Annotated in this window: 13 protein-coding genes and 2 pseudogenes; 5 read left to right on the forward strand and 10 right to left on the reverse strand. The window is 63.8% G+C overall.

The genetic code is table 11. The annotated features are described in order from the left end of the window. Window positions 1-108 precede the first annotated feature (108 nt). The 4 genes and pseudogenes from A1D30_RS12625 to A1D30_RS12635 form a co-directional block, all read left to right on the forward strand. Window positions 109-760: pseudogene (locus tag A1D30_RS12625) on the forward strand (DDE-type integrase/transposase/recombinase); the annotation flags it as partial. 111 nt (window positions 761-871) lie between these two features. Further along, window positions 872-1309: pseudogene (locus A1D30_RS25230) on the forward strand (integrase core domain-containing protein); the annotation flags it as partial. A gap of 214 nt (window positions 1310-1523) precedes the next feature. Beyond that, window positions 1524-2579, forward strand: a complete 1056-nt coding sequence (locus tag A1D30_RS12630; RefSeq protein WP_063461082.1) for a PLP-dependent cysteine synthase family protein — start codon at window positions 1524-1526, stop codon at window positions 2577-2579. A 92-nt stretch (window positions 2580-2671) separates the two neighbouring features. Then, window positions 2672-3763: a carotenoid 1,2-hydratase gene (locus A1D30_RS12635; protein ID WP_063461377.1), complete on the forward strand. Its 1092-nt coding sequence runs from the start codon at window positions 2672-2674 to the stop codon at window positions 3761-3763. A 172-nt stretch (window positions 3764-3935) separates the two neighbouring features. Here A1D30_RS12635 and A1D30_RS12640 read toward each other — a convergent pair whose 3' ends face one another. The 5 genes from A1D30_RS12640 to A1D30_RS12660 form a co-directional block, all read right to left on the reverse strand. Next, window positions 3936-4937, reverse strand: a complete 1002-nt coding sequence (locus A1D30_RS12640; RefSeq protein ID WP_063461083.1) for a branched-chain amino acid ABC transporter permease — start codon at window positions 4935-4937, stop codon at window positions 3936-3938. A 12-nt stretch (window positions 4938-4949) separates the two neighbouring features. Further along, window positions 4950-5834 (reverse strand): branched-chain amino acid ABC transporter permease, encoded by an 885-nt coding sequence (locus tag A1D30_RS12645; RefSeq protein ID WP_063461084.1) that lies wholly within the window; start codon window positions 5832-5834, stop codon window positions 4950-4952. Window positions 5835-5935: 101 nt separating this feature from the next. Next, window positions 5936-7129, reverse strand: a complete 1194-nt coding sequence (locus tag A1D30_RS12650; RefSeq protein WP_063461085.1) for an ABC transporter substrate-binding protein — start codon at window positions 7127-7129, stop codon at window positions 5936-5938. A gap of 60 nt (window positions 7130-7189) precedes the next feature. Further along, window positions 7190-7903 (reverse strand): ABC transporter ATP-binding protein, encoded by a 714-nt coding sequence (locus tag A1D30_RS12655; protein ID WP_063461086.1) that lies wholly within the window; start codon window positions 7901-7903, stop codon window positions 7190-7192. Beyond that, a complete protein-coding gene (locus A1D30_RS12660) occupies window positions 7903-8673 on the reverse strand; it encodes an ABC transporter ATP-binding protein (protein ID WP_063461087.1) in 771 nt (256 codons plus the stop codon). Before A1D30_RS12660 ends, A1D30_RS12655 begins: the two co-directional genes overlap by 1 nt. A 346-nt stretch (window positions 8674-9019) precedes the next feature. Here A1D30_RS12660 and A1D30_RS12665 point away from each other — a divergent pair, with 346 nt between their 5' ends. Further along, window positions 9020-10876, forward strand: a complete 1857-nt coding sequence (locus A1D30_RS12665) for an ABC transporter transmembrane domain-containing protein (protein WP_063461378.1) — start codon at window positions 9020-9022, stop codon at window positions 10874-10876. A gap of 138 nt (window positions 10877-11014) precedes the next feature. Here the strand turns inward: A1D30_RS12665 and A1D30_RS12670 are convergent, their stop codons facing one another. The 5 genes from A1D30_RS12670 to nuoL all read right to left on the reverse strand — a co-directional run bounded on the left by A1D30_RS12670 (window position 11015) and on the right by nuoL (window position 17007). Continuing rightward, the gene (locus tag A1D30_RS12670) at window positions 11015-11506 is read right to left on the reverse strand and encodes a DUF1178 family protein (protein ID WP_063461088.1); all 492 of its coding nucleotides are present in this window, start codon (window positions 11504-11506) and stop codon (window positions 11015-11017) included. Between the two features lie 48 nt (window positions 11507-11554). Next, entirely contained in the window at window positions 11555-11863 is a 309-nt protein-coding gene (locus tag A1D30_RS12675) for a DUF2818 family protein (protein ID WP_063461089.1), read from the reverse strand. A gap of 89 nt (window positions 11864-11952) precedes the next feature. After that, complete coding sequence (gene nuoN / locus A1D30_RS12680; protein ID WP_063461090.1) at window positions 11953-13446, reverse strand: NADH-quinone oxidoreductase subunit NuoN; 1494 nt, start codon at window positions 13444-13446, stop codon at window positions 11953-11955. A gap of 24 nt (window positions 13447-13470) precedes the next feature. Then, a complete protein-coding gene (locus A1D30_RS12685; protein WP_063461091.1) occupies window positions 13471-14946 on the reverse strand; it encodes an NADH-quinone oxidoreductase subunit M in 1476 nt (491 codons plus the stop codon). Between the two features lie 12 nt (window positions 14947-14958). Further along, window positions 14959-17007: an NADH-quinone oxidoreductase subunit L gene (gene nuoL, locus A1D30_RS12690; RefSeq protein WP_082836436.1), complete on the reverse strand. Its 2049-nt coding sequence runs from the start codon at window positions 17005-17007 to the stop codon at window positions 14959-14961.

The following is a 17007-nucleotide window of genomic DNA, read 5'->3' on the forward strand; positions in this document are numbered from 1 at the left end:
TCGCATCCCGGACGATTGCATAGACTCTAAACGCTATCCACTCTTCATGGCCCGAGCTGTTTTGAAGGAGTTGATAGAGTCCTTGCAATCTATCCAGGGAGTGAAGCCATGTTGATTGCCCTGCACAAGAACGCCCGCACCACTCCCGCCGTGCGCGCCGAGATCGCGGCCAGCAATGAACCAGCCAGCGTCCTGGCCCAGCGCTTTGGGATCACTGAGCAGACGGTCTACAAGTGGAAGAAGCGCGATGTCTTTGCAGACCGCTCGCACACGGCCCATCGCCTACAGACGGTGCTCACGCCTGCGCAAGAGACCGTGGTGGTTCACTTGCGCCGTACCTTGCTGCTACCTCTGGATGACCTGCTGGCGGTCACGCGGGAGTTCTTGAGCCCCGATGTCTCACGCTCAGGTTTGGACAGGTGCCTGCGCCGCCATGGAGCGGGCAACCTCAACGCCCTCAAACCCCAGGAGCCTGCGGTAGCCCACAAGGCCTTCAAGAGCTACGAGCCAGGCTACTTGCACATGGATGTGAAGTACCTGCCCCAGATGCAGGATGAGAGCAGCCGGCGCTACCTGTTCGTGGCTATCGACAGGGCCACGCGTTGGGTGTTTGTGCAACTCAAGACCAACAAGACAGCCGCCAGTGCGCACGCCTTTCTGAAGGCACTACACAAGGCCTGTCCGCTCAGGGATCACCAAGCTGTTGACCGACAACGGCAAAGAGTTCACGGACCGACTGTTTGCCAGCCGGGAGCGCGAACCCAGCGGCAACCATGAGTTCGACCAACTGTGCCAGGAGCTGGGCATAGAGCACCGGCTGACCAAGCCCAGGACCCCGAGAACCAACGGCATGGTGGAGCGGTTCAATGGNGAGTTCACGGACCGACTGTTTGCCAGCCGGGAGCGCGAACCCAGCGGCAACCATGAGTTCGACCAACTGTGCCAGGAGCTGGGCATAGAGCACCGGCTGACCAAGCCCAGGACCCCGAGAACCAACGGCATGGTGGAGCGGTTCAATGGACGCATAGCGGACGTCCTGAAGACCCACCGATTCAACAGCCGCGAAGATATGGAGCAGACCTTGCTGCGCTATGTGGCCTTGTACAACCACCAGTTGCCGCAGTCAGCGCTCAAGAGCAGTACGCCGATGCAGGCCATGAAACAGTGGTATCAGACGCACCCGCATCTTTTTCACAAGCGACCCTATGATCGTCCGGGATGTGACAGACCTTGCTGCGCTATGTGGCCTTGTACAACCACCAGTTGCCGCAGTCAGCGCTCAAGAGCAGTACGCCGATGCAGGCCATGAAACAGTGGTATCAGACGCACCCGCATCTTTTTCACAAGCGACCCTATGATCGTCCGGGATGTGACAGCTAAGCACGATCTACACCGAGATGTTGATCGACGAATTTTTTTCAACCAACAGCCTTTACGGGCACCGTAGCTCGAACTTTTGAACGTCCACTTTTCACTAGCTGCTACAGGCGTCTCTGAACAGCACCCCGCCGCACAATCCCACCATGACCTTCCCCTCCCCCTGGCTCCACGAAGCCATCGCCCGCATCGAAGCCGACTACCAGCGCAGTGCCGACACGCACCTGATCCCGCTGCGGCTGCCCGCGTTTGCCGCGCATGGCATTGACCTGTACCTCAAGGACGAATCCACCCACCCCACGGGCAGCCTGAAACACCGGCTGGCGCGGTCGCTGTTCCTATACGCGCTGTGCAATGGCTGGGTGCATGAAGGCTCGACCATCGTGGAATCCTCCAGTGGCTCCACGGCGGTGAGCGAGGCGTACTTTGCGCGCCTGCTGGGGCTGCCGTTTGTGGCGGTAATGCCGCGCAGCACCTCGCCCGAGAAGGTGGCGCAGATCGAGTTCCATGGCGGGCGTTGCCACTTTGTGGACAGCGCGGGCGCGGTGTATGACGCGGCCCGTGCGATTGCCGAGGAGACGGGCGGCCACTACATGGACCAATTCACCTATGCCGAGCGGGCGACCGACTGGCGGGGCAACAACAACATTGCCGAGAGCATGTTCACGCAGATGGCGCGCGAGCCGCACCCGGTCCCGCGCTGGATTGTGGTGGGTGCGGGCACGGGCGGCACCAGCGCCACCATTGGCCGCTATGTGCGCTACCAGCGCCATGCCACGCAGGTGTGTGTGGCTGACCCGGCGGGCTCGGTGTTCAGCGCCTACCACCGCACGGGCGATGCGCAGCTCACGGCGCCGGGCTCGCGCATCGAGGGCATTGGGCGGCCACGGGTGGAGCCAAGCTTTATCCGCACGCTGGTGGACCGCATGGTGGATGTGGCGGACTGCGAATCGGTTGCTGCCATGCGCGCGCTGTCGCAGTTGCTGGGGCGGCGTGTGGGGCCGTCTACCGGCACCAACTTTGTGGCCATGCTCACGCTGGCCAGCGAGATGCGCGAGCGGGGCGAGCGCGGCTCCATCCTGTCGCTGCTGTGCGATGCGGGCGAACGCTATCTGCCCACGTACTTCGACATCGAGTGGGTGGACCGCACGTTTGGCGATTGCTCGGCCGCGCAGCAGAAGGTGGATGCGTTGATGGGCTGAGCGCCCTGCCCCGTCCCGCAGTTCCATTCCGAAATTCCATCCCGTACCTCGATCCCCACACCATGCACAGCTCCACACGCCGCCAGTGGCTGATGGGGGCCAGCCTACAGGCAGCCGGGCTGGGCGCGCTGCTCTGTCCGGGTGTGGCGCAGGCGTTGCCTGCGCGCACGCTGGCCTTCCCGCACGACCATGGCAGCCACCCGGAGCTGCGCACCGAGTGGTGGTACATCACCGGCCATGTGCAGGCGCAGGGCCAGCCGTGGGGGTTTCAGCTCACGTTTTTCCGGTCGCGGGTGGATACCACGCAGAGCCTGCAGTCGGCGTTTGCGGCCAAGCAGCTGCTGTTTGCACATGCAGCCATCACCGACGTGAAGGGGCAGCGCCTGCGGCATGACCAGCGCATTGCGCGTGCGGGTTTTGGCGTGGCGCAGGCCAGCGAGGCGGACACGCGCATCCGCCTGCAGGACTGGACGCTGGAGCGCAGTGATGTGCCGCGTAGCACGGCTGCCGATGGCCCGCGCAGCCGCTACACCACGCGCATCACCGGCGGCGAACTGGGGCTGGAGCTGCAGTTCGACAGCACGCAGCCGGTGCTGCTGCAGGGCCAGCAAGGCCTGTCGCGCAAGGGGCCGGAAGCGATGCAGGCGAGCTACTACTACAGCCAGCCGCAGCTGGCCGTGAGCGGGCACCTGACGGTGGCGGGCCGCCGCATGGCGGTGGAGCCGGGTACCGGCCGCGCGTGGATGGACCACGAGTGGAGCGAGGCGCTGATGCACCCCGAGGCCCAGGGCTGGGACTGGATCGGCATGAACCTGGCCGATGGCAGCGCATTGACCGCCTTCCGCCTGCGGCGCGCGGATGGGTCGGCGCTGTGGGCCGGGGGGTCGTGGCGGGCGCCCGGGCAGCCTGCGCAGGTGTTTGGCACACAGGCCGTGGTGTTCACCCCACTGCGCACCTGGGCCAGCCCGCACAGTGGCGCGCGGTACCCGGTGCAGTGGCGGGTGTTGACGCCGGTGGGGCAGTTTGAGGTGCGCGCGCTGTTGGACAACCAGGAGCTGGACAGCAGTGGGTCCAGCGGCGCGATTTATTGGGAGGGGCTGTCCGATCTGCTGGACGGCAGCGGACAGCCCGTGGGCCGGGGCTATCTGGAGATGACCGGATATGCCAAGCCGCTGCGCCTGTGAGGGCGGCAGCGGCTTTTTGATCCGGCCTCTTTGAAATTGAAGTATCCGTTCGGGTTGAGCTTGTCGAAACCTTGCGCGGCGCTTCGACAAGCTCAGCGTGAACGGTTCAAGTGGGTTGGAGCCGGGTCAACAATGCTCGCAAGACACCGCCAGAGCAGGCGGCGCCACATTCTCAATGCTTGGCCGTGCTGCCCGCGCGGCGTTGTGCCAGCCAGGCAATGATCTCGCCCATGATGCCCCGGCGGAAGGCCAGCACGCAGATCACGAAGATCAGGCCCGTGACCATGGTGACGGACTCGCCCAGGGTCTTGAACCATTCCACGCTGGTCAGGGCCGCGAGCAGGTTGCCGAATTCGCCGATCTTGTTCTCCAGCAGCACCACCACGGCCGAGCCGATGAGCGGGCCGGACAACGTGCCCAGGCCGCCCACCAGCGTCATCAGAATGACCTGGCCCGAGGCCGTCCAGTGCACATCCGACAGCGTGGCAAAGCCCAGCACCAGGGTCTTGAGCGAACCGGCCAGGCCCGCCAGCGCGGCCGACAGCACAAAGGCCAGCAGCTTGAAGCGGTGCGTGTCGTAGCCCAGCGAGATGGCGCGGGGTTCGTTCTCCTTGATGCCCTTGAGCACCTGGCCGAACGGCGAGTGGATGGTGCGCACGATCAGCAGGAACGCCAGCGCCACGATCACCAGGGCCACGTAGTACATGACGAGGTCGCTTTGCAGGTCGATCACACCAAACAGCTTGCCGCGTGGCACGCCCTGCAGGCCGTCTTCACCGCCAGTGAACTTGGCTTGCAGGCAGGCGAAGAACAGCATCTGCGCCAGCGCCAGCGTGATCATGGAGAAGTAGATGCCCTGGCGACGGATGGCCAGCCAGCCAAAGAGCAGGCCCAGCAGCGCGCCCCCGGCCGTGCCCAGCAGCAGGCCCACTTCGGGCGTCAGGCCCCAGACCTTGATGGCGTGGCCCGCCACATAGGCAGCACCACCCAGGAAGGCCGCGTGGCCGAAGGACAGCAGGCCGGTGAAGCCCAGCAGCAGGTTGAAGGCCGAAGCAAACAGTGCAAAGCACATGAGCTTCATCACGAAAACAGGGTAGGCACCGAGGAAGGGTGCAACAACCAGGCCCAGCAGCAGCAGGCCGTATCCGACGGGGGCAATGTTCTTGAAGTTCATGCTGGCTGCCCCTTATTTCTCTTTGCCGAACAGGCCGGCGGGGCGGATGAGGAGAACGATGACCATGATGACGAACACCACGGTGGACGACGCTTCGGGGTAGAACACCTTGGTGAAGCCTTCGATGACGCCCAGGCCCAGCCCGGTGAGGATGGAGCCCATGATGGAGCCCATGCCGCCAATCACCACCACCGCAAACACCACGATGATGAGGTTCTGGCCCATGAGCGGCGTGACCTGGTACACAGGCGCAGCGAGCACACCGGCAAACGCGGCCAGTGCGGCGCCAAAGGCATAGGTCAGCGTCACCATCACTGGCACGTTGATGCCGAAGGCCTCTACCAGACGCGGGTTTTCGGTACCGGCGCGCAGGTAGGCACCGAGCTTGGTTTTTTCGATCACGTACCAGGTGGCCACGCAGACGACGATGGATGCCACCACAACCCAGGCGCGGTAGTTGGGCATGATCATGAAGCCGAGGTTGGTGGCGCCTTCGAGCAGCTCGGGCGTGTCGTAGCCCAGGCCCGATACGCCGTAGATCGAGCGGAACACGCCTTCGATCAGCAGCGTGAGGCCCAGTGTGAGCAGCAGGCCATAGAGATGGTCGAGCTTGTAGATCCAGCGCAGCAGCAGGCGTTCGATGAGCACCCCGAACAGGCCCACCACCAGCGGTGCCAGCACCAGCATCAACCAGTAGTTGATGCCGAGGTAGTTCATGGCCATCCAGGTGATCAGGGCGCCGGTCATGAACAGCGCACCGTGCGCAAAGTTGATGACGTTGAGCAGGCCGAAGATCACGGCCAGCCCGAGGCTGAGGATTGCGTAGAACGATCCGTTGACCAGCCCCAGAAGGAGCTGGCTCAACAGGCCGGGCAATGAGACACCAAAGATTTCCATGGGAGGCAGCAGCAGGTGGAGGGGTTCAGGTCAGAGGGCGCCCACGGGCCAGGCCCCACCGGCAGCGGCGGGGTCGGGCACGAGGGCTTCCTCTCAGGGGTTTACTTCCAGAGCGCGCACTTGCTCTCGGCCTTGGTGGTGAACACCTGGTCACCGGGCAGCTTCTTGATGAGCTTGTAGTAGTCCCAGGGCTTGGTGGATTCCGAAGGCTTCTTCACTTCCATCAGGTACATGTCGTGCACGTAGCGGCCATCAGGACGCAGTTGGCCGGAGCCGAAGAAGTCGTTCATCTTCATGCCGCGCCAGGTGGTCATCACCTTGTCAGCATCGACCGACTTGGCGGCTTCCACGGCCTTGAGGTAGTTCATGGTGGCGGAGTAGTCGGCCGCCTGGATTTCGGTAGGCATGCGCTTGGTCTTCTCGAAGAAGCGGGCCGAGAACTTGCGCGTCTCGTCGTTCAGGTCCCAGTACCAGCTGGTGGTGAACTGCAGGCCTTCGGTGTTGCGCAGGCCCAGGCTGTGCACGTCAGAGATGAAGATCAGCAAACCGGCGAGCTTCATGCTCTTGCCGATGCCAAACTCTTTGGCGGCCTTGATGGCGTTGATGGTGTCGCCACCGGCATTGGCCAGGCCCAGGATCTGGGCCTTGGAGTTCTGCGCCTGCAGCAGGAAGGACGAGAAGTCCGACGCATTCAGCGGGTGGCGCACGGCGCCCACCACGGTGCCGCCCTTGGCCTTGACCACGGTGCTGGTGTCAGCCTCCAGCGCGTGGCCGAAAGCGTAGTCTGCCGTGAGGAAGTACCAGCTCTTGCCGCCGTTGTCGATGATCGCAGAGCCCGTGCCCTTGGCCAGGGCGACCGTGTCATACGCGTAGTGCACCGTGTAGGGGGTGCACTGGTCGTTGGTCAGTGCCGAGCTGGCGGCGCCGTTGTTGATGTAGACGCGCTTCTTCTCTGCGGCCACCTTGGCCGTGGCCAGTGCCGTGCCGGAGTTGGTGCCGCCAAAGACCATGGTCAGGCCCTGGGTGTCGATCCACTCGCGGGCCTTGGAGGCGGCGATGTCGGCCTTGTTCTGGTGGTCGGCCGTGAGCAACTCGATGGGCATGCCCAGCACCTTGCCGCCGAAGTCGTCGATGGCCATCTGGATGGCCACGGCACCGTTCTTGCCCTCCAGGTCGGCGTACAGGCTGGACATGTCGGTGATGAAGCCGATCTTGACCTTGTCCTGTGCCTGGGCCGTAGTGGCCAGGCCTGCGGCGGCCAGCATCAAGGCCAGCAGTGTGAGTTGTTTCTTCATGGATTTGTCTCCTGTGGGTGTGGTGGTTGAAGAAAGCGAAAATTGGGAAGCAGGCTGCGTTCAGACGCCCAGCAATTCGTTGAGCACGGGCATCTTGGCTTCGAGTTCGGACGCACCGAACTTCTCGACGATGCGGCCATGCTCCATCACGTAGAAGCGGTCGGCCAGCGGCGCGGCAAAGCGGAAGTTCTGCTCGACCATGACCACCGTGTAGCCCTTTTCGCGCAGCATCTTGATCATGCGGGCCAGGGCCTGCACGATGACCGGCGCGAGGCCTTCGGAGATTTCATCGAGCAGCAGCAGGTTGGCGCCAGTGCGCAGGATGCGGGCCACGGCCAGCATCTGCTGCTCGCCGCCCGACAGGCGCGTGCCCTGGCTGTTCTTGCGCTCGGCCAGGTTGGGGAACATGGCGTAGATCTCTTGCACCGACATGCCCGGTGTGCCTGTCTTGAGCGCGGGCGGCAGCAGCAGGTTTTCTTCGCACGACAGGCTGGAGAAAATGCCGCGCTCTTCCGGGCAGTAGCCCACGCCCAGGTGCGCAATGCGGTGCGTGGGCATGTTCACGGTTTCCACGCCGTTGATCTTGACCGAGCCCTTGCGCGCGCCGGTCAGGCCCATGATGGCACGCATGGTGGTGGTGCGACCCGCGCCGTTGCGGCCCAGCAGCGTGACCACCTCGCCGGGCTGGACGACGATGTCCACGCCGTGCAGCACATGCGACTCGCCGTACCAGGCTTCGAGGTTTTTGATTTCGAGTGCGGGAGCGGCAGCCATCAATGCGCTCCTTGCAGTTGGCCATCGGTGGTGCCCATGTAGGCTTCCATGACTTGGGGGTTGTTCGAGACTTCTTCGTAGGGCCCTTCGGCCAGCACGGCACCACGCTGCAGCACGGTGATGCGGTCCGCTATTGTTGAGACAACCTTCATGTTGTGTTCCACCATCAGGATGGTGCGACCCGCCGAGACCTTTTTGATGAGCTGGGTGACGCGGTCCACGTCCTCGTGGCCCATGCCCTGGGTGGGCTCGTCGAGCAGCATCAGCTCGGGCTCCATCGACAGCGTGGTGGCAATCTCCAGCGCGCGCTTGCGGCCGTAGGGAAGGTTCACGGTAACCTCGTCGGCCAGGTCTTCCAGGCCCACTTCGGTCAGCAGTTGCATGGCGCGGTCGTCCAGTTGGCTCAGGGTGCGTTCGCTGCGCCAGAAGTGGAACGAGGTGCCCAGCTTGCGCTGCAGGCCCAGGCGCACGTTCTCCATCAGCGTGAGGTGCGGAAACACCGCTGAGATCTGGAACGAGCGGATCACACCGCGCCGGGCAATCTGCGCGGGCTGCTCGCGTGTGATGTCGTGCCCGTTGAAGCGGATCACGCCCGAGGTGGGCTCCAGAAACTTGGTCAGCAGGTTGAAGCAGGTGGTCTTGCCTGCGCCATTGGGGCCGATCAGCGCATGGATGGAACCACGGCGCACTGCCAGGTTCACATCGCTCACGGCAGTGAAGCCCTTGAACTCTTTGGTCAGGCTTTTGGTTTCAAGAATGACGTCGCTCATTGCGCCTTGGCCGCTCCGTAGGGTGCTGAGGAATGGAGCCTTGCAGCAAGGTCTCCGTGTGTGGGTCTCGGCGCATCGTATGTCTCTCTACCCTGCGGTAGATACTGGGACTAATGCCTATGTATAAATGCCTACGTACCCACCGCCCGCAGCGCAGGCGCACCAACGGCTGCGGGCCCACAGCGCAGGCCAGCGCTCAATCCAGCCCTTCGAACGGCCTGCGCACGGCCCCGGCTCGAGGGCCTGCAGCGCGGGGGCATCACTGACTTTTTGCTGACACCGCCCCGCAGCGCCCCTTGGCCTGCGCGCCATGCACGCCGTCATGGGCCGGGCCTACACTGCCGCCATGGCATCCATCCCCTCCTCCAATCCGGCACGCGGGGCTCCGCGCTCGTTGACCGGTCTGCTCCCCTTTCTGCGCCCCTACCGCATCCATATTCTGTTATCGGGGGTCTTCCTGGTGCTGGCTGCGCTGGCCACGCTGGCGTTTCCCATGGCGCTGCGCGGGCTGATCGATGGGGGCCTGGTGGGTGGCTCGGCCAGCGACAAGGGCGCGCAGGCCATGGCGCTGCGCGGCCACTTCGAGGCCTTGTTCGCCGTCGCGGTGGCGCTGGGCGTGTTCTCTGCCGCGCGCTTTTACATGGTGAGCTGGCTGGGTGAACGGGTGACCGCCGACCTGCGCAACGCCGTCTATGGCCATGTGCTGCGGCAAAGCCCGCAGTTTTTTGAAACCACACAGACCGGGGAGGTGTTGTCTCGCCTCACCGCCGACACCACCCTGGTGCAGACCGTGGTCGGCTCGTCGTTGTCGATGGGGCTGCGCAATGCGGTGATGGGCATTGGCGCGCTGGCCATGCTGGTGTGGACCAATCCTTACGTGATGTCGGTGGTGCTGCTGGCCGTGGTGCTGGTGGTGCTGCCCACGATGTGGATCGGGCGGCGCGTGCGGCGGCTGTCGCGGGACAGCCAGGACCGGGTGGCCGACTCCAGCGCCATTGCCGCCGAGGTGCTGAACGCCGTGCCGGTGGTGCAAAGCCATGCGGCCGAGCCGCGCGAGACGGCCCGCTTCATGCGCGCCACCGAAAACGCCTTCCAGGCGGCCATCCAGCGCACCCGCGCGCGGGCGGTGCTGGTTGCCTTCATCATCATCGCCAATGCCGCCCTGCTGCTGTGGGGGCTGTACCGGGGCACCGAGGCGGTGCTGGCGGGCCAGATGAGTGCGGGCCACCTCGGCCAGACTGTTGTCTATGTGATCCTGCTGGCGGGGGCCGTGGCCGTGCTGGGCGAGGTGTATGGCGACCTGCTGCGCGCTGCAGGCGCCACCGAGCGCCTGATGGAGCTGCTGGCAAGTCGCTCCCCCGTGGCGGACCCTGCCACGCCCCGAGACCTTCCCACCTCCGGCCAGGGCCTGGAGGTGCAGTTTGACAACGTGTGGTTCCACTACCCCTCGCGCCCGGAGCAGGCCGCACTGCACGGCTTTTCGCTGCACCTGGCCCCCGGCGAAACCGTGGCCCTGGTCGGCGCGAGCGGTGCGGGCAAGACCACGGTGCTGCAGCTGCTGCAACGCTTCTACGACGTGGACGTGGATGCCCAGACCAACATCCCGGGCACGCCGGGCACATCGGCGCCGCAGCAAGGGCGCATTCTGCTCAACGGGGTGGACATCCGCGACCTGGCGCTGGGCACCCTGCGGGCCCACACCGGCACGGTACCGCAGGACGCGGTGATCTTCTCGGCCTCGGCCCTGGAGAACATCCGCTACGGGCGCCCCGAGGCCACGGACGAGGAGGTGGTAGCCGCCGCCCGCGCTGCATTTGCCCATGACTTCCTCATGGCCCTGCCCGAGGGCTACGCCACCTTTCTGGGCGAGCGCGGCGTGCGGCTGTCGGGCGGGCAGCGCCAGCGCATCGCAATTGCACGGGCCATGCTCAAGAACCCGCCCCTGCTGCTGCTGGACGAAGCCACCAGCGCACTCGACGCCGAGAGCGAGCGCATGGTGCAGGCCGCGCTGGACACCGCCATGCAGCGCCACACCGGCCGCCGGACCACGCTGGTCATTGCACACCGGCTTGCCACCGTGCAGAACGCCGACCGCATCGTGGTTCTGGACCACGGGCGCATCGTGGAACAGGGCACCCACACCAGCCTGCTGGCGCAAGGGGGTGTCTATGCCCGGCTGGCTGCGCTGCAGTTCGCAGCGTGAGGCGCACAGGTGGAGCCTCGCAGGGATAGGTAATTATTTGCTATTGAATTAATAGCAATAAACCCATACTGGTCGCGCGGTAGCGGGCTAAAAATTTCAAAATTCAGCCCCTCCTGTCCCGACCCGGGGTAGAAAAACCTATTGCAGGGTTTCCTTGGCGGCCACTGGCAGGGGCAAAGGCATGACGGCAATGCCCTCTTCCAGCAGCTGCACCGCCTCGTCGGGCGTGGCCTTGCCCCGGATGGCGCGCTCTTCCACCTCACCATGGTGCATGCGCCGGGCCTCCTGGGCAAAACGCTCGCCCACGTCCTCGGTGTTGGCCACCACTTTGCGGGCCAGCGCCAGCCAGGCGGCCTGCAAGGCGGGGGGCAGCATCGCTGCCTCTGAAGAGGTTGGGCCTTGGGCGCCCGCCGTGGCGGCGGAATGCGCTGGCGCGGTGGCCTCGGCAGTCGCAGGTGCCCGGGCGCCCAGGTTCAGGCGCGGAGCACTGAGCCGCTTTTCAATGTGGTCGTCTGCGCACAGGGGGCATTGCACCAGGCCACGCTGCTTCTGGCCCTGGAAGTCGTCCTCGGAGCCAAACCAGCCTTCAAAGACATGGCCTTGCCGACATTGGAGGTCCAGCACCTTCATGGCAACACTTGTGGGCGACGCAATCGTGAGTCAGCAGGTTTGGCCAGATCAGCTGTGGTGGCGCCGCAGCAGATACCGGTAGACAAAACCCGGAAACGCAAAGGTCAGGAACATGGTGCCGGTGATGGCGTAGAACTCCCAGCCCTGGGGCGCGATCTGGCCCGCACGGCGCTCCAGCACCAACGCCAGCGCCCCCACCACAAAGTAGAAAACAACCAGCTCCAGCAGCCGCCCCAGCAAGGGTTTGGCGGGGGCAGCCACCGGCCCTGCCACCAGCCAGCGCTGGTTGACAAAAGGCAGGTTGGCGGCCACGAAGGCCGCCACGATGATGAGCCAGACTGATCCGGTGAGCGACACGGAAGAACGAGCCCGGAACCGGTCAGCGACCGGCGAAAAGAACAGAGGCAGCGCGCCGCTGCAGCGTCAGCATGGGGACCCGCTGCAGATCAGGTGGCGAGCGCACGCACCACGGCGTCCGCACACAGGGCCATCAGGCCACCGGGCAGCAGGCCCAGGCCCAGGACCAGGGCGCCGTTGATGGTCAGCACCACGCGCACGTCCACGGGGGCGGACACGTTCGTGGCCGTCAGCGGCGCATCGAAATACATGACCTTGACCACGCGCAGGTAGTAGAAAGCGCCGATCAGCGACATGATGACGGCGAACACGGCCATCGCGATGTACAGGCTCTGGCCCGAGGCAACCAGCGCCTGCAGCACCGACAGCTTGGCGTAGAAGCCGACCATGGGCGGGATACCGGCCATGGAGAACAGGCACACCGCCATCACACCCGCGTACAGCGGGCTGCGCTGGTTCAGGCCCGCGAAGTCGGAGATCTCTTCACTCTCGAAGCCTTCACGCGCCAGCAGCAGGATCACGCCAAACGCGGCCAGCGTGGTCAGCACATAGGTCACCACGTAGAACATGGACGCGCTGTAGGCGTTTTCGACCGCCGTGGCATCCACGTTGCCGTTGATGACACCCGACATCAGGCCCAGCAGCACAAAACCCATTTGCGAAATGGTCGAGTACGCCAGCATGCGCTTGAGGTTGGTCTGCGCAATGGCGGCCAGATTACCCACCAGCAGCGAGCCAATGGCCAGCACCGCCAGCATCTGCTGCCAGTCGATCGCCAGGGGCAACAGGCCGTCCACCAGCAGGCGGATGGTGATGGCAAAGGCTGCGAGCTTGGGCGCGCCGCCGATCATCAGCGTGACGGCCGTGGGAGCGCCCTGGTACACATCGGGGATCCACATGTGGAAAGGCACCACACCCAGCTTGAACGCCAGGCCGGCCACCACAAACACGAGGCCGAACACCAGCACCTGGTGCTTGATCTGACCAGAGTTGACGGCCTTGAACACCTGGCCGATGTCGAGCGAACCCGTGGCGCCGTAGACCATGGACAGGCCATACAGCAGGAAACCACTGGCCATGGCGCCGAGCACGAAGTACTTCATCGCGGCTTCCGTGGCCGTGGCGTTGTCGCGGCGCAGGGCCACCAGGGCGTAGCTGGACAGCGTGAGCAGTTCCAGGCCCAGGTAGATCACCAGGAAGTTGTTGCCGGAGATCATGATGAACATGCCCAGCAGCGCAAACATCGACAGCGTGAACATTTCGCCGCCACGCATCATGCCGCGGTCGGCCGCGTAGGGGCGGCCATAGACCAGCGTGACCATCATGGCCACGGTGGCGAAACACTTGAGCCAGTTGCCCATGGCGTCGCTCACCACCATGTTGCCAAAGCCATAGAAGGTGTTGCCGCTGCTGGCATACATGGCCTGCAGGGCGGCCACCACGGCCAGCGTGAGCATGGTCAGCACATAGGTGCCGGTGCGGCGGGCGCTGTGAACCCCCAGATCGACCAGCGCAATGACGCAGGCCATGGTCAACAGCACGATTTCGGGGTAAATCGCGAGCCAGCTGATGTTGTCAATCATCTCGAATCTCTCAGTTCAGTCTGGTCAGTTCAGCTTGGTCAGTGCGACATGCTTGAGCAGTTCCGCGACCGAGGTGTCCATCACGTCCGTGAAGGGGCGTGGGTACAGGCCCATGGCGAGCACGGCAATCGCCAGCAGCGACATCACCAGGAATTCGCGGCTGTTGATGTCGGTGAGTTCCTTGACGTGGTCGTTGGCCACGGGGCCCAGGTACACGCGCTTGAACATCCACAGCGTGTAGGCCGCACCGAAGATCAGCGCCGTGGCCGAGGCCAGGCCGATCCAGAAGTTGGCCTTGGTCGCACCCAGGATCACCATCCACTCGCCCACAAAACCAGCCGTGCCCGGCAGGCCGCAGTTGGCCATGGCGAACAGCAGCGCAAACGCCGTGAAGTTGGGCATGGTGTTGACCACGCCGCCGTAAGCGGCGATTTCACGCGAATGCACGCGGTCGTACAGCACGCCGATGGACAGGAACATCGCGCCCGACACAAAACCGTGGGCAATCATCTGCACCAGGCCGCCGGAGACGCCCAGGTCATTGAAGATGAAGAAACCCAGGGTCACAAAACCCATGTGCGCCACGGACGAATAGGCCACCAGCTTCTTCATGTCCTTCTGGACCATGGCCACCAGGCCCACGTAGATCACGGCGATCAGCGACAGCGTGATCATCAGCCAGGCCCATTCGCGCGATGCGTCGGGGGCGATGGGCATCGAGAAGCGCAGGAAGCCATAGGCACCCAGCTTGAGCATGATGGCCGCCAGCACGGCGGAACCGCCGGTGGGCGCTTCCACGTGCACGTCGGGCAGCCAGGTGTGCACCGGCCACATGGGCACCTTCACAGCAAATGCAGCGAAGAACGCGAAGAACAGCATGGTCTGTGCGCGGCGGCTCAGGGGCAGCTGGTGCCAGGTGGCGATGTCGAAGCTGCCGCCCGACTGGTTGTACAGATAGATCAGCGCGATCAGCATCAAGAGCGAGCCGAGCAACGTGTACAGGAAGAACTTGAACGCCGCGTAGATCTTGTTGGGGCCGCCCCAGATACCGATGATCAGGTACATCGGGATCAGCGTAGCCTCGAAGAACACGTAGAACAGGATGCCGTCGAGCGCGCTGAACACGCCGATCATCAGACCCGACAGGATCAGGAACGCACCCATGTACTGGTTGACGCGCTCAGTGATGGCCTCCCACGAGGCGATCACCACGATCACCGTGATGAAGGCAGTGAGCGGCACGAACCAGAACGAAATGCCGTCCACACCCAGGTGGTAGTGCACATTGAAGCGCTCGATCCACGAGGCCTTCTCGACAAACTGCATCGCTGCAGTGCCCAGTTTGAAGCCGTCGTACAAAGGCAGCGTGACCAGGAAGCCCAGCAGCGCCCCGAGCAAGGCCAACCAGCGCACGGCACGTGCGTGCTCATCCCGCCCAATGGCAAGCAGCAGCACACCGAAGGCAATCGGTGTCCAGATTGCAAGACTCAACAGACCCATTTGTTGTTTTCCTTATTTGATGAGCTGCAGGAACGTGTCGCCCCAGACGAACCAGGTCATCAGAGCGAAGACACCCAGAATCATCACCAGCGCGTAGTGGAAGATGAAGCCCGACTGCACCCAGCGCACGACGCCAGCCACACCCCGCACGACCTTCCAGGAGCCGTTCACCAAGGCGCCATCGATCACCGCCTGATCACCGCCCTTCCACAGCCCCACGCCCAACAGGCGGGCGCCACGGGCCAGGACGTTTTCGTTGAACCAGTCCATGCCGTACTTGTTTTCAAGCAGCTGGTACACCTTGATCGATTCGAAGAAACGCTTGAGTGCCGCAGGCAGCGCGGGGTTGACCATGTACATGTAGTACGAAGCTGCCACACCCGCCAGCGCCAGCCAGAACGGTGCCGTCTGCAGGCCATGCACTGCCATGGCCACGGGGCCGTGGAAGATTTCTGCGAGCTTCGCCATTGCTGGGTGCTTGGCTGCGTCCACAAAGATCACATCCTTGAAGAAGTCGCCAAACAGCATGGGCTGGATGAACATGAAGCCCACCACCACCGAAGGAATGGCCAGCAGGATCAAGGGCACGGTCACCACCCAGGGCGACTCATGGGGTTCGTGGTGGTGGTCATCGTGGCCGTGGCCATGGTGGTCGTCGTGGTGCGCATCGGGGTTCTGGTCGTAACGCTCCTTGCCATGAAAGACCAGGAAGTACATGCGGAACGAATAGAACGCCGTGATGAACACGCCTGCCAGCACGGCAAAGTGCGCGAAGCCAGCGCCAGGCAGCTGGCTGAAATGCACCGCCTCAATGATGCTGTCCTTGGAATAAAAACCCGCGAACAAAGGCGTACCGATCAGCGCCAGCGAACCCAGCAGCGAAGTGATCCAGGTGATGGGCATGTACTTGCGTACGCCACCCATCCAGCGGATGTCCTGGTTGTGGTGCATGCCCATGATGACCGAGCCGGCCCCGAGGAACAGCAGCGCCTTGAAGAACGCGTGGGTCATCAAGTGGAACACGGCCACCGAGTAGGCCGAAGCGCCCAGTGCCACGGTCATGTAGCCCAGCTGCGACAGCGTGGAGTAGGCCACCACACGCTTGATGTCGTTCTGGATGATGCCCAGGAAGCCCATGAACAGCGCCGTGATGGCACCAATGATCAGGATGAAGTTGAGCGCGGTGTCCGACAGTTCGAACAGCGGCGACATGCGCGACACCATGAAGATGCCTGCGGTCACCATGGTGGCCGCGTGGATCAGTGCCGAGATGGGGGTCGGGCCTTCCATCGAGTCGGGCAGCCACACGTGCAGCGGGAACTGGGCGGACTTGCCCATGGCACCGATGAACAGGCAGATGCAGATCACCGTGATCAGCAGCCAGTCGGTGCCGGGGAATGCCAGGGCGCCGAGTTCGCCGGACTTGGCGAAAATTTCGCTGTAGTTCAGCGTACCGGTGTAGGCCGCAATCAGGCCGATGCCCAGGATGAAGCCGAAGTCACCCACGCGGTTGACCAGGAAGGCCTTCATGTTGGCGAAGATCGCCGTGGGCTTGTTGAACCAGAACCCGATCAGCAGGTACGACACCAGGCCCACCGCTTCCCAGCCGAAGAACAGCTGCAGCAGGTTGTTGCTCATGACGAGCATGAGCATGGAGAACGTGAACAGCGAGATGTAGGCGAAGAAACGGTTGTAGCCGTCGTCCTCTTCCATGTAGCCAATGGTGTAGATGTGCACCATCAGCGACACGAAGGTCACCACCACCATCATCATGGCCGTGAGGCTGTCGATCAGGAAGCCCACTTCCATCTTCAGGCCACCCACCACCATCCAGGTGTAGAGCGTCTCGTTGAAACGGGCACCGTCCACGGCCACGCTCTTGAGCGTCATGGCCGAGAGGATGAAAGCGACAAGCACGCCAAGGATCGTCAGCGTGTGGCTCAGGCGGCGACCAATCCAGTTACCACCAAAGGTTGTGCCGAAGATACCGGCCAGCAGAGCGCCCGCCAGCGGAGCCAGTGGCACGGCCAGGAGCGTTGAAGCGGAGAGGGTTTGACTCAT

Source organism: Acidovorax sp. GW101-3H11 (assembly GCF_001633105.1).
Classification (GTDB): domain Bacteria; phylum Pseudomonadota; class Gammaproteobacteria; order Burkholderiales; family Burkholderiaceae_C; genus Acidovorax.

Bases quoted from the DNA above. Each gene is read 5' to 3' on its own strand.
- A1D30_RS12630 (WP_063461082.1), top strand. From the start codon at position 1,524: ATGACCTTCCCCTCCCCCTGGCTCCACGAAGCCATCGCCCGCATCGAA.
- A1D30_RS12635 (WP_063461377.1), top strand. From the start codon at position 2,672: ATGGGGGCCAGCCTACAGGCAGCCGGGCTGGGCGCGCTGCTCTGTCCG.
- A1D30_RS12640 (WP_063461083.1), bottom strand. From the start codon at position 4,937: ATGAACTTCAAGAACATTGCCCCCGTCGGATACGGCCTGCTGCTGCTG.
- A1D30_RS12645 (WP_063461084.1), bottom strand. From the start codon at position 5,834: ATGGAAATCTTTGGTGTCTCATTGCCCGGCCTGTTGAGCCAGCTCCTT.
- A1D30_RS12650 (WP_063461085.1), bottom strand. From the start codon at position 7,129: ATGAAGAAACAACTCACACTGCTGGCCTTGATGCTGGCCGCCGCAGGC.
- A1D30_RS12655 (WP_063461086.1), bottom strand. From the start codon at position 7,903: ATGGCTGCCGCTCCCGCACTCGAAATCAAAAACCTCGAAGCCTGGTAC.
- A1D30_RS12660 (WP_063461087.1), bottom strand. From the start codon at position 8,673: ATGAGCGACGTCATTCTTGAAACCAAAAGCCTGACCAAAGAGTTCAAG.
- A1D30_RS12665 (WP_063461378.1), top strand. From the start codon at position 9,020: ATGGCATCCATCCCCTCCTCCAATCCGGCACGCGGGGCTCCGCGCTCG.
- A1D30_RS12670 (WP_063461088.1), bottom strand. From the start codon at position 11,506: ATGAAGGTGCTGGACCTCCAATGTCGGCAAGGCCATGTCTTTGAAGGC.
- nuoN (WP_063461090.1), bottom strand. From the start codon at position 13,446: ATGATTGACAACATCAGCTGGCTCGCGATTTACCCCGAAATCGTGCTG.
- A1D30_RS12685 (WP_063461091.1), bottom strand. From the start codon at position 14,946: ATGGGTCTGTTGAGTCTTGCAATCTGGACACCGATTGCCTTCGGTGTG.
- nuoL (WP_082836436.1), bottom strand. From the start codon at position 17,007: ATGAGTCAAACCCTCTCCGCTTCAACGCTCCTGGCCGTGCCACTGGCT.